Source organism: Primorskyibacter flagellatus (genome assembly GCF_900176485.1).
Classification (GTDB): Bacteria; Pseudomonadota; Alphaproteobacteria; order Rhodobacterales; family Rhodobacteraceae; genus Primorskyibacter; species Primorskyibacter flagellatus.
Genome location: NZ_FWYD01000007.1, coordinates 75,826 through 95,481, shown reverse-complemented (window position 1 = coordinate 95,481; position 19,656 = coordinate 75,826). Strand labels below are relative to the sequence as shown.

19 protein-coding genes are annotated in these 19,656 nt (G+C 59.4%); 6 read left to right on the top strand and 13 right to left on the bottom strand.

Features of this window, described 5'->3' with window-relative positions; genetic code table 11:
- The 3 genes from B8991_RS11475 to B8991_RS11465 are packed head-to-tail and all read left to right on the top strand — an operon-like array spanning position 1 to position 2,848.
- Positions 1–1,029, top strand: a complete 1,029-nt coding sequence (locus B8991_RS11475) for an iron ABC transporter substrate-binding protein (RefSeq protein ID WP_143514568.1) — start codon at positions 1–3, stop codon at positions 1,027–1,029.
- Positions 1,002–2,024, top strand: a complete 1,023-nt coding sequence (locus B8991_RS11470; protein WP_179141473.1) for a FecCD family ABC transporter permease — start codon at positions 1,002–1,004, stop codon at positions 2,022–2,024. Before B8991_RS11475 ends, B8991_RS11470 begins: the two co-directional genes overlap by 28 nt.
- Positions 2,024–2,848 (top strand): ABC transporter ATP-binding protein, encoded by an 825-nt coding sequence (locus B8991_RS11465; protein ID WP_179141472.1) that lies wholly within the window; start codon positions 2,024–2,026, stop codon positions 2,846–2,848. Before B8991_RS11470 ends, B8991_RS11465 begins: the two co-directional genes overlap by 1 nt.
- Here the strand turns inward: B8991_RS11465 and B8991_RS11460 are convergent.
- A complete protein-coding gene (locus B8991_RS11460; protein WP_084353129.1) occupies positions 2,803–3,012 on the bottom strand; it encodes a TOBE domain-containing protein in 210 nt (69 codons plus the stop codon). The genes B8991_RS11465 and B8991_RS11460 overlap by 46 nt on opposite strands.
- Positions 3,013–3,120: 108 nt before the next feature.
- On the opposite strand from B8991_RS11460, the gene B8991_RS11455 reads away from it, so the two are divergent.
- On the top strand, positions 3,121–4,263 hold the full coding sequence (locus B8991_RS11455) for a putative sulfate/molybdate transporter (protein ID WP_084353128.1): 1,143 nt from the start codon (positions 3,121–3,123) through the stop codon (positions 4,261–4,263).
- A gap of 173 nt (positions 4,264–4,436) precedes the next feature.
- On the opposite strand, the gene B8991_RS11450 is transcribed toward B8991_RS11455, so the two are convergent.
- The 9 genes from B8991_RS11450 to B8991_RS11410 all read right to left on the bottom strand — a co-directional run bounded on the left by B8991_RS11450 (position 4,437) and on the right by B8991_RS11410 (position 12,593).
- Complete coding sequence (locus B8991_RS11450) at positions 4,437–4,829, bottom strand: RidA family protein (protein WP_084353127.1); 393 nt, start codon at positions 4,827–4,829, stop codon at positions 4,437–4,439.
- Positions 4,826–5,455 carry a TetR family transcriptional regulator C-terminal domain-containing protein gene (locus B8991_RS11445; protein ID WP_084353126.1) on the bottom strand — a complete coding sequence of 210 codons (630 nt, stop codon included), beginning with the start codon at positions 5,453–5,455 and terminating at the stop codon, positions 4,826–4,828. The genes B8991_RS11450 and B8991_RS11445 overlap by 4 nt, the downstream gene beginning before the upstream one ends.
- A gap of 190 nt (positions 5,456–5,645) precedes the next feature.
- Positions 5,646–6,653, bottom strand: coding sequence for an ABC transporter substrate-binding protein (locus B8991_RS11440; RefSeq protein ID WP_084353125.1), 1,008 nt, complete (start codon positions 6,651–6,653; stop codon positions 5,646–5,648).
- Positions 6,650–8,041 (bottom strand): FAD-binding oxidoreductase, encoded by a 1,392-nt coding sequence (locus tag B8991_RS11435; protein WP_084353124.1) that lies wholly within the window; start codon positions 8,039–8,041, stop codon positions 6,650–6,652. The genes B8991_RS11440 and B8991_RS11435 overlap by 4 nt, the downstream gene beginning before the upstream one ends.
- Positions 8,038–9,234: an amidohydrolase family protein gene (locus B8991_RS11430; RefSeq protein ID WP_084353123.1), complete on the bottom strand. Its 1,197-nt coding sequence runs from the start codon at positions 9,232–9,234 to the stop codon at positions 8,038–8,040. Before B8991_RS11430 ends, B8991_RS11435 begins: the two co-directional genes overlap by 4 nt.
- The gene (locus B8991_RS11425; protein WP_084353122.1) at positions 9,234–10,097 is read right to left on the bottom strand and encodes an ABC transporter permease; all 864 of its coding nucleotides are present in this window, start codon (positions 10,095–10,097) and stop codon (positions 9,234–9,236) included. Before B8991_RS11425 ends, B8991_RS11430 begins: the two co-directional genes overlap by 1 nt.
- On the bottom strand, positions 10,078–10,884 hold the full coding sequence (locus B8991_RS11420) for an ABC transporter ATP-binding protein (protein ID WP_084353121.1): 807 nt from the start codon (positions 10,882–10,884) through the stop codon (positions 10,078–10,080). Before B8991_RS11420 ends, B8991_RS11425 begins: the two co-directional genes overlap by 20 nt.
- Positions 10,885–11,688, bottom strand: a complete 804-nt coding sequence (locus B8991_RS11415) for a creatininase family protein (protein ID WP_084353120.1) — start codon at positions 11,686–11,688, stop codon at positions 10,885–10,887.
- A 440-nt stretch (positions 11,689–12,128) separates the two neighbouring features.
- The gene (locus tag B8991_RS11410) at positions 12,129–12,593 is read right to left on the bottom strand and encodes an Lrp/AsnC family transcriptional regulator (protein ID WP_084353119.1); all 465 of its coding nucleotides are present in this window, start codon (positions 12,591–12,593) and stop codon (positions 12,129–12,131) included.
- A 135-nt stretch (positions 12,594–12,728) separates the two neighbouring features.
- Between B8991_RS11410 and mdeB the strand changes: the two genes are divergently transcribed.
- Both mdeB and B8991_RS11400 read left to right on the top strand, forming a co-directional pair.
- Positions 12,729–15,389 (top strand): alpha-ketoglutarate dehydrogenase, encoded by a 2,661-nt coding sequence (gene mdeB / locus B8991_RS11405; protein ID WP_084353118.1) that lies wholly within the window; start codon positions 12,729–12,731, stop codon positions 15,387–15,389.
- A gap of 227 nt (positions 15,390–15,616) precedes the next feature.
- Entirely contained in the window at positions 15,617–16,819 is a 1,203-nt protein-coding gene (locus B8991_RS11400; RefSeq protein WP_084353117.1) for an AGE family epimerase/isomerase, read from the top strand.
- On the opposite strand, the gene B8991_RS11395 is transcribed toward B8991_RS11400, so the two are convergent.
- The 3 genes from B8991_RS11395 to B8991_RS11385 are packed head-to-tail and all read right to left on the bottom strand — an operon-like array spanning position 16,816 to position 19,650.
- Positions 16,816–17,880 carry an ABC transporter ATP-binding protein gene (locus B8991_RS11395; RefSeq protein ID WP_084353116.1) on the bottom strand — a complete coding sequence of 355 codons (1,065 nt, stop codon included), beginning with the start codon at positions 17,878–17,880 and terminating at the stop codon, positions 16,816–16,818. The two genes, B8991_RS11400 and B8991_RS11395, sit on opposite strands and share 4 nt — an antisense overlap.
- A gap of 43 nt (positions 17,881–17,923) precedes the next feature.
- Entirely contained in the window at positions 17,924–18,760 is an 837-nt protein-coding gene (locus B8991_RS11390) for a carbohydrate ABC transporter permease (protein ID WP_084353115.1), read from the bottom strand.
- Between the two features lie 2 nt (positions 18,761–18,762).
- On the bottom strand, positions 18,763–19,650 hold the full coding sequence (locus tag B8991_RS11385; RefSeq protein WP_084353114.1) for a carbohydrate ABC transporter permease: 888 nt from the start codon (positions 19,648–19,650) through the stop codon (positions 18,763–18,765).
- Positions 19,651–19,656 lie beyond the last annotated feature (6 nt).

Below are 19,656 nucleotides of genomic sequence, written 5' to 3'. Positions count from 1 at the left end.
ATGCGCTTTCTTCTGATTGTTCTCGCCCTGCTTGCCCTGCCCGCCTCGGCGCGCACCGTTGTTGACAGCGCCGGGCGCACGGTCGAAATCCCCGACGAGGTGAACACGGTCTTCGCCGCGGGTCCGCCGGCTGCGATCCTTGTCTATACCATGAAACCCGAGGCGCTGACCGGCTGGCCGCGCGCCTTGCGCCCGGAAGAACAGGACTACATTGCCGAACCTTACCGTGACCTGCCTGAAACCGGGCGCATTACAGGACGCGGCGGCGAGGCAAATCTGGAACGTGTGTTGCAGATCAAGCCGGACCTCATCATTGATTTCGGATCGGTCCGCGACACCTATATCGATCTCGCCAACCGCGTGCAGGAACAGACCGGCATCCCTTACCTTCTGATTGACGGACGGTTCGAGAATACCGCCGCAGCCATGCGGATCGTTGGCGAGGCGCTTGGCGTTCCGGAACGCGGCGAGGCACTGGCGACGGATGTAGAGGCGACGTTCAAACGGATTGACGCGATGCTTGCGGACGTCCCCGAAGAAGAGCGTCCCCGTGTCTATCTCGCCCGTGGCCCCGATGGGCTTGAGACCGGGATGAAAGGCTCGATCAACACCGAGATCATCGAACGCGCAGGCGGGCGCAACGTCGCCGATGATGGCGGTGCGACACGCGGGCTGGTGCAATCCTCGATAGAACAGGTGATCGTGGCGAACCCCGATACAATCGTCACATGGGATCCGAACTTCTACAGCAAGGTTTTCGACGATCCGCTTTGGCAAGGCATTGACGCGCTGCGCGACGGTCGGGTCCACCTGTCCCCGACCGCACCCTTCGGCTGGATCGACCGGCCGCCATCGGTCAATCGGATGATGGGGCTGATCTGGATGGCCGGTTTGCTCTATCCCGAACGGTGGGACGGCGATCTGCGCGAAGACACCCGTGCCTTCTACAAGCTCTACTATCATGTCGATCTGAGTGACGAGGAATTGGGGAGGCTCCTTGAATGGACGCAGGGAAGATCACCGATGTAAGCCTGCACCGTCCCGCGATCACGCTGACCGGGGGGCTGGCGCTGTGTCTTGCGGTGCTGGCTTTTGGGGCCGTGATGATCGGGCCTTACGGTTTGACGCCGACCCAAACGCTGGCGGCATTGTCAGGCCGGGGTGATCCGCAGGCGCAGATCGTCGTCTGGAACATCCGCCTGCCGCGCGTGGCGGCGGCGCTGCTGGTCGGGGCCGCACTGGCGGCTGCCGGCGCAAGCTATCAGGCGCTGTTTCGCAATCCTTTGGTATCGCCGGACATTCTGGGGGTGTCGGCAGGCGCAGGCCTTGGGGCGGTTGCCGGTATCTTCCTGTCTCTGCCCGTAGCGGCAATCCAAGCCACAGCCTTTGCGGGCGGCATGGTTGCGGTGGGTTTCGTCACGCTTGTTGCCGCCCTCGTGCAGAACACCGACCGGACACTGACTTTGGTGCTGATCGGTGTGGTGATCGGCGCATTGGCTGGGGCCGCGACATCGCTGCTCAAGGTGACCGCCGACCCTTACGACCAGTTGCCCGCTATCACTTTCTGGCTTCTGGGGTCTCTGGCTGCGACGACAACCGAAGACATCCTGCCTGCCCTGCCCATGGTGCTGATCGGGCTGGTGCCTCTGGCTTTGCTGCGCTGGCGGATCAATGTTCTCAGTCTTGGCGACGAAGAGGCGCGCGCGTTAGGGATAGAGGTGGCGCGGACGCGATTTTTGGTCATCGCCTCGGCCACGATGATCACCGCAAGCGTCACGGCGCTGGCCGGTGTCGTGGGCTGGGTTGGGCTTGTCATCCCGCATATCGCGCGGATGCTGGTCGGTCCCGGCTTTGGAAGGCTGCTGCCCGCCTCGATCCTGATCGGTGCCAGCTATTTGCTGATCGTCGACACGCTGGCACGGACCATCGCGCAGGTCGAGGTTCCCCTGGGCATCCTGACGGCCGTCATTGGCGCACCATTTTTCGTTTGGCTGCTGGCGCGCGGTCGGCACGGATGGTCGTGATGCTGAAGGCGCAGAGCCTATCCATCGGCTATGGCAAGACCCGGATCGGGTCTGGGCTGGAATTGACCGTGCAAAGCGGCGATATTCTGTGCCTCCTGGGGCCAAACGGGTGCGGCAAGACCACGCTGTTCCGGACGCTTCTGGGTCTGTTGCCCGCCCTGTCCGGCACTGTGATGTTGGGTGGCAAGCCGATCACGGCACAGACCCGTGCCGAGATCGCGCATCAGGTCGCTTATGTGCCACAGGCACATGCCCCGCCCTTTCCTTTTGAGGCGCTTGAGGTTGTTCTTATGGGCCGCACCGCGCGGCTTGGCCTGTTCGGGCAGCCCGGCCGTAACGATCGCGCCATCGCGCGCAACGCGATGGACCGGTTGGGCATCGGGGGTTTGGCGCACAGGGATTATTCGCGATTGTCGGGCGGGCAGCGCCAGCTTGTGCTGATTGCGCGTGCGCTGGCGCAGGAAGCGCCCTTGATTGTCATGGACGAACCCACGGCCAGCCTTGATTTCGGCAATCAGGCGCAGGTTCTGGCGCAAATCGCGGGGCTTGTTCAGGATGTTGCCACCCGGGGCTGCGCCGTGATCCTGTCGACGCACAATCCGGATCAGGCCTTCGCGCTGAATGCCCAGGTTTTACTGATGAAAGACGGCGTCAGACAGGCACAGGGTTCGGCCCATGAGGTGCTGACAGATGCCAGCCTGAGCAATGTCTACGGCATCCCCGTCTCGGTCGAGACGACATCCTCTGGCCGCAAGGTCTGTTTGCCGTCGCTGGCCTGTCAGTCTGCACCCACAATTACATCTGACGCCTTGACGATCGCATGAGCCGTCTTGCCTACTTCAAGCCCCAGATCAGCGACAGAGGCGTTTGTGATCATCGCCGTCACAACTGTGTCGCCGCCAAGGTTGATCTGTACGGTCGAATTGACCGCGCCCTTGTCGATCGAAGCCACTGTTCCGGTCAATTTGTTCCGTGCGCTCAGTTTCATAATTTGCTGCTCCTTCTGTTTGGTTTCAGGTGTTAGAGTGCCATATCAGCAAATACAACTCTGCACGTGACGAACCCTACAGGAGCGGCAGCGGCCGAATGAAGCACGATGAGTGACCATCCGGGAAACGGGTTTCGCTTCGATTTGCCCGAGGCGAATGGCGCGCTCGGCGATGTCGGAACGTTGCTGCCGCTGGTGATCGGGTCAATTGCCTTGATTGGCCTGTCAGCCCCGCATGTGTTGCTAAGCTTCGGACTTTTCTACATCGCCACCGGCGTGATTTACCGCCTGCCGATCCCGGTCCAGCCGATGAAGGCCATCGCCGCCGTGGCGCTGGTAAGCGAGGTGACACCCGGCGCGCTCGCCCTCAGCGGTGTGTTGATCGGAAGCGCGCTTTTGTTTCTTGGTGGTAGCGGCATCATCGACCGGTTGGCGCGATTGGTGCCTCAATCCGTACTGTCGGGGCTGCAACTGGGGCTGGGGCTGGCCCTTGGCTGGATTGCGCTTGGCCTTATGAAAGATCAGATGATCATCGGGGCGTTGTCATTGGGCATTGCCATGGCGGCCCTCAGGATCGGGACGCATGCCGCGCTTGCAACCATCCTGAGTGGCGTCGTGCTGGGCCTTGTATTCGGTCGAGCGGATTTGGTCCAACTCAGCATGCCACAAGGCACCGACTGGATGCCGTCGGTCCCTACGGTCAAAGACATCCGCATGGCTGTCACCGATCTTGCATTGCCGCAGTTCGCCCTGACATTGACCAATGCGGTTTTCCTGACCGCCCTGGTGGCGCAGGATCGTTTCGGACCATCCGCCGCCCATGTCACGCCGCGCAAGCTGTGCCTGACATCCGGTGCTGCCAATCTGCTGCTATCACCTCTGGGCGCACTGCCAATGTGTCATGGCGCAGGCGGAGTGACCGCACATCATCGCTTTGGCGCAAGAACCGGCGGCGCGCCCGTCATGCTGGGGGCAAGCCTTCTGCTACTGGCGCTGCTTCCGGCCCCGCTGCGCGATGGTGCCTTGTCCTCCATACCCGCCGCCACGCTAGGGGCGCTTCTGCTGATTGCAGCGGTAGAGCTTGCTGCCAACCGTCGCCTTGTCGACGCGCGCCCGTCCTGTCGCCCCGTTATCGCAATCACGGCACTCGCAACGGTCTTTGCGAACCCCCTGTTTGGCCTTGTCCTTGGCACAATCGCCGAAATCCTGCGGAAACTGCTGCTGATCCGCTTGAGGCGTCAAAGCAGGTAGCAACATCACAGGTATTGCCGAACCGTTGGGATTTGCGAACGCCCCGAAACCTCAAAAGTGAGAACACAGAGGCCGATCAAGCCCTAACCGTCAAACCAGATCTCCATAGCGAAACGCTTCGTACTCGCCGCGACCAAGTCGCCATATATCATCGCGCAACGCGGCGTCGGAAATCAACAAGCGCCGCCGGGCAAGCTGGCCAGGGCTTCGACCTCGACCAGAAATTCGGGGCGGGTAAATCCGCTGACAATAACCAGGGTCGAGGCCGGTTTTGTCTTCAGGTCCGCCACCCAGCGGTCGCGGACCGCCATATAGGCGGCCATGTCCTCGCGCCGTGTGACGAAGGCCGAAAACCGCAACACATGCGCAATATCCGCGCCGGCATCTTGCAGAATGGCACGGATATTGCTGAAGCAGATCTCAGCCTGAGCCTGCACATCGGCGGGGATGCTTCCGTCAGCGTTCAGGCCCAGCTGGCCAGAGGTGGCGATCAGGCCGCCGGCGCTGGTGCCATGGGCGTAATCGCCGAAAGGCGCGGGCATTTGTGCAGGGTTGTGAATTTTCATGTAACAAGCTCCGCTTTCAGCAGGCCGCAGCGCATCAAGAAAAGCTGCGTGACCTCGTCATTGATCCGCGACATGTCCAGGGGTTGATCCGGCCCGACATTGAACAGGACTCGGCTTTGCTGTTCGTATTCTGCATAATGCTGCGTCACCGCCCACATGTTGATCTGAAACAGCAAGGGGTCGACAGGAGCGATCTTTCCTTCATCGATCCAATTGCGGATCACCGCGGAGGCCTCTTCCGTCGCAGCCTTCAACTTGGGCCAGTGTTCGTTCATCTCCGGGGCACCTCGGGCCATCTCGTTGACAAAGAGACGCGAGAACTCCGGATGTTCGACAGCGTGCCGAAGCTTGCGCGTGATATAGGCGCGGATTGCCGTTTCGGGGTCGTCCTGGGCGGAAGAAATGAAAAACAACGCCCTCCATTCGGAAAAAATGAAACTGAGAACCTCTTGATACAAGTCCTCTTTGCTGGAGATGTAGTAGTGTAACTGCGCCTTGGTGATCCCGGCGGCATCGGCAATGGCTCGGGTAGACGTCCCGGCCAGCCCGTTGCGGGCGAACTCCCGAAGGGCACCGTCGCGGATGGCAGCCCTTATCCGGGACCGTTTTTCCTTTGCAACGCTCATGTTGCTGTCCTCTGCTCAGGAGGCCCGCCGAAACCGGGGTTGTTTTTCGCCTGAACGAACACCCTGCCCGTCCGGCTCCTCGATTGACCTCGGCACCGGGTCATTGGCTGGATTGGCACAAGACGCCGCAATGCCTCTTTTGGGGGGACAAAGCGGCGCGCGGATGCAGAGTCCGTGCGCCGCGAATGTTTCATTCGCCAGTCAGTTCGGCCTTGATGTCAAGGCCATGACCCTTGTTGACAAAGCTTGTATCAGCCACCTTGTCCAGATCCACCTCGCCTTCCTTGATGATACCGTTGGACACGGCAAGATCATAGAAAGATGCGATGCGATCGCTGTCCATGGCACCGATGCCCTTGTCGATTGCCTCGCCCACGTCAATGATGCCGAGTGCTTCGAACTGGGCCATTTCCTTATCCAACTTGGCCTCGGTCATTTCCGGGTTTGCAGCCATGATCGCCTCATAGGCGGCAGAACGGTCGCCATAGAGATAATTATACCAGCCCTCGATTGAGGCATTCACGAAGCGCTGCACCAGATCGGGGTTCTCGTCGATGAGCTGCTGGCGCGTCTCGATTGTCGAGGCATAGGTGTTGTAGCCGTGATCGGCCAACAGGAAGGTATCCACTTCTGTGCCCTGTTCGGCGGCATAGATCGGCTCTGCCGTCCCATAAGCCTGCTGCACGGCTGTTTCGTTGCTGAGGAATTGCGCCAGGTTGAACCCATAAGGGCGAAGCTGCTCATTCTGGAACCCTTTGGACTGGACCAGCCATTGCCAGAAGCTGAACTGCCCGTCCTTTCCGATCAGCACGGTTGGCGCGCTCGCCAGATCGTCGAAACTGGCGTATTGACCCTTGTGGGCGATCAGCGCCTGTGGATCTTTTTGATAGATGGCCGCGACGACCGTGGTGGGAATCCCGTTGCGGACGTTGTCGAAAGACAGCAGCAGATTGCCGGTCATCAGAAAGTCCAGCCGCCCGGCCGCCAGCATCGGACGGTTGTTGACCTGAGGGCCGCCGGGTCGGATCTCGACCTCCAGATCGTATTTTTCATATGTGCCGTCGGCGACGGCTTGATAGTAGCCCCCATGCCCGCCCTGGGCCAACCAGTTGGTGCCGAAGACGACCTTGTCCTGTGCCCAGGCCGATCCGGCCGCAAGCAGGCAGGCGGCGGCGATCGAGATGGTGAATTTTCTCATGCTGTTTCTCCTTGATGGGATGTGCTGTCATTGCGGACCATGTCGTCGGTCCATCCCCGTGTTTTTCCAGGGTTCATCAGGCCGTATGGGTCGGCCTGTTTTTTAAAGGCGATCTGTGTATCGTCGATTTCCTTCATGCCGCCATCTTCGATCGTGACCACATGCGGATCGAAGATCGTGCAGCCATCGGTCTCTTCCAGCTCTGCGATGACGCGGTAGGTCTCTTCCTTGCTGCGAAAGCGCAACAGGGGCAAAGCGAAGATCTGGATCTCGCCTTCCATACGCGCCATTTCATGGTGCCAGAACATGGCGTCGCCGTATCGGTCCATCTGGCGCGTGACCAGATCGGGATCGAAGGGACGTGGATACGCGACCTGCAAATAGGTCCAGCCCTTGTCGACCTTCAGGGCTTGCAAGGTGGTATGGTTCCAGCCGCATTCATAAGCCGGCTGCAACCCGGCTTCACGGATCTCCGGCTTGGTCATGGCAAACGAGATACGTCCCCCGCGCCGTTCTGCTTCGGCTTGAAATCGGGTCATCTCGCCGGGGGCGACCATGGCGAAGATCGCATCGCGATCCTCGGGAAAGTGATCGCGGAACTTGGTGTAATAAGCGGCGAAGCGCCGTTCCACTGCGGTGAGCAGATAGCAATCCAGCCCCTCCTCCTGCGCCCAGCATGCGAAACGCAGCGCTGCGTCATAGCCATCAAAAAGGGCGGCGGTATGGATCCAGTCGGTCGACGGGGTCAGGGCAAGGCCCAACTCGATCACGATGCCATTGGTGCCATAAGCGTGTTGCACCTTCTGGATGTCGTCACCTTCCAGCGTGATGATCTGTGGCTCGGGTTCGACGGTCACGACCTTTACATAGGAAACGTTACCAGGGTCGCGCAGCATGCCGTGGCGCAGCGATCCGATACCGCCCGATCCGCCGGCGACGAAGCCACCGATGGTCGCCATCTGCCGTGTCGAAGGGTACATCAGCAGTTCCTGTCCGGTCTCGCGGGCGGCATCGTCCAGCCGCGAGATGCGGGCACCGGCCTCGACGCGGACATGGCCTTCGGTAATTTCAATGACATCGGCCAGCCGGGTCAGATCCATGATCACCCCGCCCTCCAGCGGCACGCATTGGCCGTAATTGCCGGTGCCGCCGCCGCGCAAGGTCAGCGGCACCTTGTGTCGGGCCACCGCAGCGGCAACCAGGATCACCTCCTCGCGGTTTTGCGGTATGACGACCAGCTCGCCGCGCAGATCTTTCAGTTGCTCGTTCAGGATCGGACTGTACCAGAAATAGTCGCCGGACCGGGCTTCGAGGTATTTCTCATCGTCATGGCAGCGGATGCCGCCCAGTTCGGCCTTGAAGGCCTCTTTGTCCCAAGTCTGTGTCATGTCTCGACTCCTTCGTCATGCAGCAGAATCTGTCCGTCACGCCATACCTGCCGGACCGCAGATGGACGGCTGAGCGCGTCAATCAGGCTCGGGCTTTCGAAGCGGATGAAGGAGGCCGGGCCGCCTTCGCAAATCGTGGTGTCCTGACCCATCCAATGCGCCGGAGTGGACGTGATGGCATCCAGCCAGTCGGCATGGGGCAGATGCCCGGCCAGCACGGCAAGGCGGTAGACGTCCCAAAGATCGTGATCGCCGAAAGGGAAAAAGCCGTCCTGCACATTATCCGACGCGATCATGACCGGCATCCCGGCGGCACGGGCCTCTTGCAGGGGGGCAATCCCGCGCAGACGCGGTGTGCGCCCGTCCTGCGCATCCTGAAGATAGCTGTTGGCCCCCGGCAGCACGGTCAGCCCCACCCCGGCGTGCGCGGCGCGCTCCAACAGTCGCAAGACCTGATCGGGATCGCGCACCGACAGCGAACAGCCATGCCCGCAAAGGACACGCCCTGCCATGCCACGGCGTTCGGTTTCGTCAAGGATGGCGTCAAATCCCTGCGCCTCGGGTTCCAGTCCCTCATCGACATGAAAATCTAGATCCAGTCCATGCGCTTCGGCCAGATCGAAAACCAAGGCGATCTTCCGCGGCATGTCGGCGTTGCGATACACAAAGGCACCCATCACGCCGCCGCCGGCGCGCAATTGCGGGGCGATGCGGGGACCAAGCTCTTCAATCAGATCTAACGCGGTGAGCGAAGCAAGCTGCAAGTCGATCCGCCCGCGCCATTCCTGCGCCAGTTCAGTCAGGACCGGCCAGGCCAGGGGCGCCTCGGCAGTGTTCCAGTCCAGATGGCTGCGCATCAGGGCGGTGCCATGGCGGTATGCCCGCGCCAACGCAGTGCCGACACGGCGGCGCATGTCCGCCTCGGTCCAGCCCGCCGCATCCTCGCCCATCATCTCGATGGCATCGAACAGGGACGCGGCCCGGCGCGGCATACGCCCAATGGTCATTGTCTTGTCCAGATGCACATGAATATCGGCCATCAGCGGCAGCACCATTCCGCCGCCTGTCTGCCGCGAGGGGCGCAGCGCGGCGATCCGGCCACCGCTATGGGTCAGATCCCATGTCCCTGCTTGTCCAGCCAGCGTCACACCCGACAGATTGCCCGTGATGCGCGGCGATGCGTGAATTTTCATCAGCCTTCCCGCTTGATTTCGCTCTCGTGCCAATGTCCGAGAACAGCGCGCGACAGCCAAGAGGTGAACAGGAAGATGACGACCCCCAAGAGCGAGACCAGAAAGAGCGCCGCGAACATGCGTGGGATCTCGTTGCGGAAGCTGGATTCTAGGATCCGCGAGGCAAGGCCGGTATTCTGACCCGCTGTTCCCGCGACGAATTCCGCAACCACCGCGCCGATCAGGGCCAGTCCTCCGGCGATCTTCAGCGCCGCCATGAAATAGGGCAAGGCGGAAGGGACCAGCAGATAGCGCAACCGCTGCAAGGGCGTGGCGCGATAAAGGCTGAACAGATCTCGCAGGTTGTGATCGGCGCTGCGCAATCCGATGGCGGTATTCGACAGGATCGGAAAGAAGGCCACGATCCAGGCACAGATCAGCAGCGCAACAAAGGTGTTGGAAACATAGATCAGGATCAACGGCGCGATGGCGACGATGGGCGTGACCTGCATGATGACCGCGAAAGGAAAGAGGCTCATTTCAATCGGCCGCGAAAGCGCGAAAAGCATCCCCAGAAGCACCCCCCCGACAATTGCCAGCCCCAGCGACATCAGCGTCAGTTTGACGGTGAAAACGGCGCTTTGCATCAGCGAGGCCCAGTCGGTGACAAGTGTCTTGGCGATCAGGCTGGGTGCCGGGATCAGATAATGTGGCACCTCGTTATACCACACGAGAAACTCCCACAGCGCCAGGGCAATTGCGATCGCGGCGATGGGCAGCACGATGCGCAGGCGCTTTTCGCGCCGCTCGCGGCGGATTACCGGATTGTTCCGGGATGTCGCAATCTCTGCCGCGGGGGTGGGATCAATGGTTGAGGTCGACATTGTCTAGTGTCCCTTCCAGTGCGCTGCTGACGGTCTTGCAGGATTCCGCATATTCAGGTGACATGCGATAGGCGGCGTTGCGAGGATATCCGCTGGTCAGCGGAATATCGTGGACAACGCGGCCCGGCCGCGCGGCCATGACAACGACGCGGCTGGACAGGTAGACGGATTCAAAGACCGAATGGGTGACGAAAATCACGCTCAAACCATGGGTTTTCCACAGCGATAGCACCTCGTCATTCAGTTTGGTGCGGGTCATCTCGTCCAAGGCCGCGAACGGTTCGTCCATCAACAGAAGCTTGGGTTTTGTAACCATGGCCCGCGCGATCGAGACCCGCATCCGCATGCCGCCCGAAAGCTCTCGGGGGTAGGATTTGGCAAAATTCATCAACCCGACCATCGAAAGCACGTTCTCGACGCGCTCACGGGCCTGCGCTTTCTTCAACCCGCGCAGCTTCAGCGGCAGATAGACATTTTCGAAAACATTGGCCCAGGGCATCAACGTGGCTTCCTGAAAAACATAGCCTATGTCATCGCCATCACCGCCTGCCCCGGCCGGATGCCCATTGACGGTTATGCTGCCCTTCGAAACCGAAAGAAGCCCCGAGATCATCTTCAATGCCGTGCTCTTGCCGCAGCCCGACGGGCCAAGGAAGCTGACGAATTCGCCCTGATTGATCGACAGGGACATGTCGCGCACGGCGACGGTCCCATTACCGAATACCTTGTCGACATCGCGCATGGAGATCAGCTCTGCCTGATCTCCATGAAAGGGAAGCTTTGTCATCTATTGTGTCTCCGGGGATTGATCCAGCCAGCTCAGCGGAATGCGGTCGATTTCGGCCATGGCTTCGACCAGTTTGCCAACGGCATGATCAAGCGTCGCGACACCTTTTTCGGCGCTGGCAAGATGGGCTTCGCCGCAGGCACCGAAGACGTTGAGATCCTGGGTTTTCCAGCCGATCTTGGCGGGACGGCCCAGGCCGATATGTTCGAAATTCTCGACCAGATCCTGCCCGCGCGACCGGAAGTCCTGTGCCTTTTGCATATTCACGTTATCGGGGTCCAGCGCCAGCATGACGGATGTTTCCATGTCACCGGCATGAATGCCGTGGGCGCGCTCCGCCTCGGAGTAAAGCCCCTCGGGCATGCCGAAGCCGAACCAATTGACCGAAAACGTCATCATGTTCTGGCTCACGCGCAGTTGTCGGGCGGCCAGGTCCATCGCCGGAATATTACCACCATGTCCGTTCAGAAATACCATCTTGCGCACACCGGCCCGTGCGACGCTGGCACCTATTTCGGTCAGGACGCGTAGAAACGTCTCGCCCGTCAGGGTCAGCGAGCCGGGAAAGTCGATATGCTCATCGCTTTTGCAGACCGCCTGTGTGGGCAGGATCAACGCCGGACTGTCGTCAGGCAAGGCATCTGCCATGCGTCGGGCGACGGCACTGACGGTGCAGGCATCGACCGACATCGGCAGATGCGGACCATGCTGCTCAATGGCTCCGATCGGTTGTACTGCGATCAGCCGGTCGTGATCGAGCTTGGAAAATTCGTGGCGCGAATGATCGGCCCAGAAGCGCTTCATGGTGTTGCTCCGTCAGGCCTGTTATCGCCTTTGAATTCTGTCATTGGATCCTCCCGTGGGCGAAAGATTAGACAATTTCATATCAATTGGTCAAACTATTTAGTATTGAAAATCAACTCATTGAAAACACACAACTATTGTAGAGAATCCTTACTGATAACCCCGAGCGCGCACAAAGGAACCGACCCGGAAAGGCTCGATGAAAATGCCCCGCGAACAGCCTGGATTGCTGATTACACACCCCTTGCCTGTTCTGGTTCTGGACCGTGCGGAAAGCAGTTGCGATGCGGTCTTGCGGAATGACGAAGCAGGTACAGATCTGCGGCGTGGCATTTTGGGCATCCAGAAGGATGAACTGGCCCGAAAGGCCAGACTGCCTGCAACAACGACTTTGCGGCCGACGCGCGGAGTGCCGCCATATATCCGTGCTGGATACGCTGTCAGACCAGCCGCGCCATGCCGCCCTTGACGCGGCGTATCGGTATCGCTGACTCGATGGAAGCGACACCTTTTATGCCAGTCAGCCGCGCAGTCAGGAAACGCTCGAATTCGTCCAGATCCCGCACCGAGACGCGCATCAGATAATCGCGCGTTCCGGTCATCAGCCAACAGTCCACCACTTCGGGGCAAAGGTTGATCTCGCGTTCGAAAATGGCCAGACAGCCATCGACCTGCCTTTCCAGCTTGACCGAAACGAAGATGTTCATGGCAAAGCCCAGAAGCCGCTCGTCGATACGGGCGCTATAGCCGTCGATGATGTTCTTGCTTTCCAGAATACGGATGCGTCGCGAGCATGGCGAGGGCGAGAGACCGACCCGTTCGCTTAGCTCTTGATGCGACAGACGGGCGTCTTTCTGAAGCGCTCGCAAAATACTCAAATCAATGGCATCAATATCAAATTTCATCACGCACCTTGGCTGTTCTTGCTATCAAAAGAGAAAATGTTGCTGCTTCAAGCTAATATATCTCAATCATGCGGTTGAGTTAACCCATGTTGCTAAGCCGGCTTCGCTACGCTCGCCCTGATCAGGGAGGATGCCATGTCACGAGCCGATGCTATTACCCAACAAGATCCCGATCCTGTGGAAACTCAGGATTGGGTCGAGGCGCTGGAATCTCTGACAGAGGTCGACGGGCGTGCGCGCGCGCAATTCGTACTAGGTCGCGTGCAAGATCATGCCCGACTGCTGGGTGTGACAACAGCCGGGCTGCCCTACTCTGCCTATCGCAACACGATCCCATTGACCCGGCAACCCGCCTATCCCGGCGATCTGGAGATGGAAGAGCGCATCACGTCGATCAATCGCTGGAACGCGCTGGCGATGGTGGTCCGGGCAAACAAGGCATATGGGGAACTTGGCGGGCATATCGCCTCTTACGCGTCAGCCGCCGAAATCTTCGAGGTCGGTTTCAACCATTTCTTTCGCGGCAAGACCAAGGATTGCGCAGGCGATCTGGTCTATTTCCAACCGCATTCGGCACCGGGTGTCTATGCCCGCGCCTTTCTTGAGGGGCGTCTGTCCGAGCAGGACATATCCAATTATCGCCAAGAAGTCCCAGGCACGGGGCTGTGTTCCTATCCGCATCCGTGGCTGATGGACGAATTCTGGCAATTTCCAACGGGTTCGATGGGCATCGGGCCGATGTCGGCAATCTATCAGGCGCGCTTCATGCGGTATCTGCACGCTCGCGGACTGGCCGACACGACCGAGCGCCGGGTCTGGGGGGTTTTCGGCGATGGCGAGATGGACGAGCCGGAATCGATCGGCGCGTTGACCCTTGCCGCGCGCGAGGGACTCGACAATCTGACCTTCGTGGTGAATTGCAACCTGCAACGGCTGGACGGGCCGGTGCGCGGCAACGGACAGCTCATACAAGAGCTGGAATCGCTCTTTGTCGGCGCAGGCTGGAACGTGATCAAGGTGCTGTGGGGGTCTGAATGGGACAACCTCTTTGCCCGTGACACCGACAACGTGCTGTTGCGCCGCTTTGCCGAAACCGTCGATGGCGAATATCAAACGCTTGGTTCCAAGGACGGCGATTACAATCGCGCGCGCTTTTTCGATGCCGACCCGGCCTCGGCCGCGCTGGTCGCGCATTTGTCCGACGAGGATATTCACCGGCTGAAACGCGGCGGCCATGACCTGCGAAAGCTATACGCCGCATTTGCCGCCGCCCGCGCTCATAAGGGACAACCGACGGTGATCCTGACCAAGACCAAGAAGGGCTACGGTATGGGCGGGGCCGGGGAATCCCGGATGATCGCGCATCAGGCCAAGAAGCTTGATTTCGATGCGCTCAAAGCGTTCCGAGATAATTTCAGCCTGCCTCTGTCGGATACGGCAGTGGAAGCGCTGGACTTCTATAATCCCGGCCCGAACAGTCCCGAAGTTACCTATTTGCAGGACCGTCGCAGCCGGCTTGGCGGCTATCTTCCGACCCGCGCACTGCACGCAAATTCCCCCGCGCCGGCCCGCCCGCCGCTTTCAAAATACGGTAGCTTCGCCCTGCAAGCCGAGGGCAAGACGATGTCGACCACCATGGCCGCCGTGCGCATGATGGGCGGGCTGCTGCGCGACAAGGCTTTTGGCCCGCGCATCGTGCCCATCGTCGCCGATGAGGCACGGACCTTTGGCATGGATAACCTGTTCCGTCAGGTGGGGATCTATGCGCCCGGTGGGCAGCGTTATGAACCCGAAGACGCAGGCTCAATGCTGTTCTACAAGGAAACCCCCGACGGGCAGCTTCTGGAGGAAGGCATCACCGAGGCCGGGGCAATCAGTTCCTGGACCGCTGCGGCCACCGCCTATTCGACACATGGTACGGAATTGCTGCCGATCTACATCTATTATTCGATGTTCGGTTTTCAGCGTGTCGGGGATCTGATCTGGGCCGCCGCCGATCAGCGCGCCCGAGGGTTTCTTCTGGGTGCCACCGCCGGACGCACCACGCTTTCGGGTGAAGGTCTGCAACATCAGGACGGTTCAAGCCATCTGGTTGCGGCCACGGTGCCGAACTGCCGCGCCTTTGATCCTTGCTTCGCCTACGAATTGGCGGTGATCATGGAGCATGGCATGACGCGGATGCTGGACGAAAAGCGCGATGAGTTCTTCTACATCACCGTGATGAACGAAAACTATGCCCAGCCTTCCATGCCTGACAATGTCGAGGCGGATATCCTGAAGGGCATGTACCGGCTGGATCGTAAAGGCGGAGACGGACCCGAGGTGCGCTTGCTTGGCTCGGGTACGATCCTGCGCGAAGTCATCGCGGCGGCCGATCTGCTGACAGAGTTCGGCATTGCTTCCGAAATCTTCTCCGTCACCTCTTTCAGCGAATTGGCGCGCGATGCAGCCGAGGCCGAGAGACGCGGCCGCTTCGGCAATCCAGAACGCTCGCATCTGGAAAATCAGTTGCAGGGCAACGCGCCGGTTGTGGCAGCCAGTGACTATGTGCGCGCCGTGCCGGGCCAGATCGCGCCGTATCTGAATGGCCGAATGATGCTACTGGGTACCGACGGCTTTGGACGTTCGGCCAGCCGTGCTGCGCTGCGCCGCTTCTTCGAAGTCGATCGCGAAAACATCGCGCTTGCGGCGATTCAGTCTTTGGTGCGCAGCGGCGAGGTCAAGCAGCAGACCCTGGCCAAAGCCATGAAACGTTTCGGCATCGACCCCGCGACTGCGGCACCCTGGACGGTTTAGGAAAGTTACAAAAGCCTGAAGCGATGAACATCCACATTTCTGGCACCAGCGACCGGATCGCCGGGATACCACGATGATCCAGGCACCGTCGCCAAAGATCTGCGCGCACCGATTGTGTTTCTCATCCGGGCGGGCACGGCAGAACGTCATTCTGGCCAAATATCTCCCGCGAGTTTCTTGATCATTGACAGATACTCCCGCATGGTCCGGCCGTTGGGAGTAAAGACATGATGACGACAGACTGGATGCGCGAAGCGGCGGGCCGCTATGACCGTTGCAATCGTGCGACCTTGAACTGGATTCTGGCGCGGGGGTCACTGGGCGGCGGTTTTCTGAACACCAAGGTGTATTCGATCACCGGCACCGATTACGATGAGGCCTCGGGCTTGCGCGGCCCGGATTATACCTATGGCTGGATTCAGGGGCGCGGGCTTGAAGCCTTGGCAACTTTTGCGTCTCACTATCAGACCACGGATCCGAAATTTGCAGGCAGGCTCCATGATTTCGGAGCGGCGCTTTACAGGCGTTTGGCCGACGAGCAGGCCAAGGACGGGCACGCCTATTTCCTTTATGAGCGCGACGGACAACCGGTTATTTTTCAGGACGGCACGGCCAATGCGCAGACCCCCGCGGGCGCGATCTTTACCTATTCGGATGCTTTCACTGCAAAGGGTTTGTTTGCTGCGTCGCATCACTATGACGCGGGTGCAGCGGAAACCCATCTGGCCTACCTCAAACAGGTCATCGCGGCGATAGAGGATGGCCGGTTTCAGATGGACGAGACAAAGCCGCTGTCACGCGAAAACATCGCGGCGGCACCGGACGATTTTGGGCCTCGAATGATCCTTCTTGCCGTGGCGGGGCTATTGCATCGGCTGGGGTATTCCACAGAAACCGGCTTTGCTGACCGGTTCATCGACCATGTGCTCGACCGGCATTATGATCCCGCATCCGGTCTGCTTTTGACCGTGAGTGGTGAAGATATCTGCAATGTAGGACATGCAATCGAGTTTTGCGGCTTCGCCTTCGAACACCTGTCAACGCGCCCGGATGATGCGCGGATCGGACAGCTTGTCGATATACTGCTGCGCTGCCTTGAGGTCGGACAGCAGGGGCCTGGTATCGCGCTTTATCTTTCGGCATCCAGCGGTGAACTCACCTCGCCCTACTTCCCCTGGTGGCCCATGCCAGAAGCGATCCGCGCCTGCGCTCTGGGGTATCAGTTGACTGGGGACAGCCGGTTGATCGCCCCCTGGCAGAAGGCCGACACCGCATTCTTCACACATTACTGGCGTGAAGAATGCAATTTTGCCTTTCAGACACGAACCCTTGACGGCCCTGTGGATTTTGTTCCCGCGACACCTGACCTTGATCCCGGTTATCACACCGGGCTTAGTCTTTTGGCTGCGATCCGGACGATCAATCGCTAAGGTACGATACGCGCACCGGTCGCGCAGTCAAAAAGCTGCGCACCTGCCGGATCGACCGTGAAACCATGGGTTTCACCGACATGGCAATCGAACCGCTCTCGCAACAATGCGGTGATCGTGACTCCGGCGAGATTTGCCTGAAGCAGGGTTTCCGATCCGGTCTGTTCATTGGACTCGATCGTCGCGCGCAGTCCCGCATCGTCGGGGGTGTGACGCAGATGTTCAGGGCGAAGCCCCAGTTCGAAATCTCCGTCTAGATCGCGAAACTGCGGCAGGCTCAGCCTCTGGCCGTCACTCAGCGTGATTTCTGCGTCACCACGGGTCGTTGAAACCGGCAGGAAATTCATCGCGGGCGAGCCGATGAAACCGGCCACAAAGCGATTGACCGGGTGATCATAAAGGTCAAGCGGCCTGCCGACCTGCTCCACATGACCGTCTCGCATGACGACCACGATGTCGGCCATCGTCATAGCCTCGATTTGGTCGTGAGTGACATAGATTGTCGTGGTCCGAAGCCTTTGATGCATGGCCTTCAGTTCGGCCCGCATCTGCACGCGCAACTTTGCATCGAGGTTAGAAAGCGGTTCGTCGAACAAGAATACCTGCGGCTGGCGCACAATCGCCCGCCCCATGGCCACGCGCTGGCGCTGCCCCCCGGAAAGTTGCTTCGGGTAGCGATCAAGCAGCTCGCCGATCCCCAGCATCGTCGCGGTGTCCTTCACCGACCGGGCGATTTCCTTCTTCGGTGTCTTCAGTAGCCGAAGCGAGAACCCCATATTCTGAGCCACGGTCATATGCGGGTAAAGCGCATAGTTCTGAAAGACCATCGCGATATCGCGGTTCTTGGATTCCACGTCGTTGATGACCTTGTCGCCGATCCGGACCTCACCGCTGGTAATTTCCTCAAGCCCGGCGATGAGACGCAGAATGGTGGATTTTCCGCAGCCAGACGGCCCGACAAGCGCAACGAAGGCACCATCCGGAATTTCGAAGGAAACCCCGTGCAGCGTCTCGACAGCGCCAAAGCTTTTTCTGAGGTCTTTGATTTCAACTTGGGTCATTATCAGTCTTTCGAAAGTCGCTGAACAGGGTTCAAAACGGGTTTCATTCTTTCATCCCGCTTGCGGCAATGCCTTCGACAAAGTTGCGGCGCAGCAGGACAAAGGCGAGCACCGACGGCACCATGACGGCGGCAGAGGCTGCACTTAGCAGCGAAAGCTCGACCGTGTAGGCGCTTTGGAAATTCGCGAGCCCCACTTCGATGGTGAAGGCCGTCTTTCTTGTCAGGGTGATGATGGGCCAGGCAAACGCTGTCCAGGCCTGAAAGAACGCCAGCACGGCCAGTGCCGCCAGCGGTCCGCGCAATAGCGGCAGAACGATATGCGTGAATATCCAGAATTCACCCGCACCGTCGATCCGGGCGGCTTCGAGAAGTTCGTCCGGGATCGACGCGATGACATTCTGACGGATCAGAAATATCCCGAAACTCATCACCAGATAACCGATCAGCAATCCGGTGATCGAGTTCAGAAACCCCAGCGCCTTTACCTGAAAATACAGCGGGATCATGTAAACCTCGAAGGGAATGATCGCCGTCGTGAGAAACAGGATAAAGATCACGTTGATGGATCTGAACGGGAACTTTGCCACGATATAGCCCGCCAGTGCCGATGTTGCGACGATGGCAATCATGGACAAGGAGGCAAAGGCAAAGCTGTTGAACATCCAGCGCAAAAGCGGCGTCTCGGTAAAGACCGTGACGAAATTGTCCAGCGTGGGGTTTCGGGGCAGCAATGTCGGGGGCCATTGCAGCATCTCTGCCGGTGTCTTGAACGCGTTGGCAATCAGCATGATCAGCGGCAGAAGAAGCGCCACGCAGATGAAAAACAACGCAACATCGATCAGGAAGTTCGAACGGCGTGTGCGGGCTTTGGCAGACATGGTCAGTTCCCCCCTTTCTGTCGTAGCAGACTAAATTGAACCGCCGTCAGGACCAGTACGATGGACAGCAGGATCACGGCCTCGGCCGCGGCATAGCCGACACGGAAATTCTGGAAGCTGTTTTCAAGCATATCGAGCACGAGAACCCGGACCAGCCTGCCCGGCGCGCCCTGGGTATCTGAAGCCAGAACATAAGCTTGCGCATAGACGTTGAAGCCGGAAATAAGCGTCACAACCGAAACATAAAGCGTGATCGGCTTCAGCAGTGGCACCGACATGAAAAGGAATGACTGGATGCCGCTCGCACCATCAAGCCGTGCGGCCTCGTAGACGGATTTCGGAAGATTCCTGAAACCCACCAGATAGATCAGGACAGCGTAGCCCAGCGTTTGCCACGACACCAAAAGGATGATGCAGATTACCGACAGCACAGGATCGAACAGCCAGGCCTGTGCCTCGCCGCCAAGCGACATGATGATTGCGTTCAACGGACCCAGCTTGGCGTCGAAAATCCACTTCCAGGCCATCGCTGCTGGCACCAGAGAGACGACATGCGGAATAAAGACCGCGGTCTCGTAAAACCCGGCAAACCGGCTGCGGGTTCGGTGATAGATGACACCGGCCAGCGCCATCGACACAGGGATCGTGACGGCCATGGCCCCGAATGCAATGATTGCGGTATTGGTCAGCGCGTCAAGAAACTGATCGTCGCGGAACAATTGCGAAAAGTTGGAAAACCCGACGAAGGTCTTGTTCTTCGACAACAGGTTCCAATCGTACATGCTGAGCCGAAGTGTTTCGATGATCGGAAACATCCGCACCCACCCGAAGATCACGAAGGTCGGGATGATCGCCAGTATCGCGAACAGGAATTTTTTGCGTCTCAACATGGCCAG

What these genes read in the sequence shown, in the direction of transcription:
- B8991_RS11415 (WP_084353120.1), bottom strand. Translation starts at nt 11,688, where the DNA reads ATGAAGCGCTTCTGGGCCGATCATTCGCGCCACGAATTTTCCAAGCTC.
- B8991_RS11420 (WP_084353121.1), bottom strand. Translation starts at nt 10,884, where the DNA reads ATGACAAAGCTTCCCTTTCATGGAGATCAGGCAGAGCTGATCTCCATG.
- B8991_RS11475 (WP_143514568.1), top strand. Translation starts at nt 1, where the DNA reads ATGCGCTTTCTTCTGATTGTTCTCGCCCTGCTTGCCCTGCCCGCCTCG.
- B8991_RS11445 (WP_084353126.1), bottom strand. Translation starts at nt 5,455, where the DNA reads ATGAGCGTTGCAAAGGAAAAACGGTCCCGGATAAGGGCTGCCATCCGC.
- B8991_RS11450 (WP_084353127.1), bottom strand. Translation starts at nt 4,829, where the DNA reads ATGAAAATTCACAACCCTGCACAAATGCCCGCGCCTTTCGGCGATTAC.
- B8991_RS11410 (WP_084353119.1), bottom strand. Translation starts at nt 12,593, where the DNA reads ATGAAATTTGATATTGATGCCATTGATTTGAGTATTTTGCGAGCGCTT.
- B8991_RS11470 (WP_179141473.1), top strand. Translation starts at nt 1,002, where the DNA reads ATGGACGCAGGGAAGATCACCGATGTAAGCCTGCACCGTCCCGCGATC.
- B8991_RS11465 (WP_179141472.1), top strand. Translation starts at nt 2,024, where the DNA reads ATGCTGAAGGCGCAGAGCCTATCCATCGGCTATGGCAAGACCCGGATC.
- B8991_RS11385 (WP_084353114.1), bottom strand. Translation starts at nt 19,650, where the DNA reads ATGTTGAGACGCAAAAAATTCCTGTTCGCGATACTGGCGATCATCCCG.
- B8991_RS11430 (WP_084353123.1), bottom strand. Translation starts at nt 9,234, where the DNA reads ATGAAAATTCACGCATCGCCGCGCATCACGGGCAATCTGTCGGGTGTG.
- B8991_RS11425 (WP_084353122.1), bottom strand. Translation starts at nt 10,097, where the DNA reads ATGTCGACCTCAACCATTGATCCCACCCCCGCGGCAGAGATTGCGACA.
- B8991_RS11400 (WP_084353117.1), top strand. Translation starts at nt 15,617, where the DNA reads ATGATGACGACAGACTGGATGCGCGAAGCGGCGGGCCGCTATGACCGT.
- B8991_RS11455 (WP_084353128.1), top strand. Translation starts at nt 3,121, where the DNA reads ATGAGTGACCATCCGGGAAACGGGTTTCGCTTCGATTTGCCCGAGGCG.
- B8991_RS11395 (WP_084353116.1), bottom strand. Translation starts at nt 17,880, where the DNA reads ATGACCCAAGTTGAAATCAAAGACCTCAGAAAAAGCTTTGGCGCTGTC.
- B8991_RS11390 (WP_084353115.1), bottom strand. Translation starts at nt 18,760, where the DNA reads ATGTCTGCCAAAGCCCGCACACGCCGTTCGAACTTCCTGATCGATGTT.
- B8991_RS11460 (WP_084353129.1), bottom strand. Translation starts at nt 3,012, where the DNA reads ATGAAACTGAGCGCACGGAACAAATTGACCGGAACAGTGGCTTCGATC.
- mdeB (WP_084353118.1), top strand. Translation starts at nt 12,729, where the DNA reads ATGTCACGAGCCGATGCTATTACCCAACAAGATCCCGATCCTGTGGAA.
- B8991_RS11440 (WP_084353125.1), bottom strand. Translation starts at nt 6,653, where the DNA reads ATGAGAAAATTCACCATCTCGATCGCCGCCGCCTGCCTGCTTGCGGCC.
- B8991_RS11435 (WP_084353124.1), bottom strand. Translation starts at nt 8,041, where the DNA reads ATGACACAGACTTGGGACAAAGAGGCCTTCAAGGCCGAACTGGGCGGC.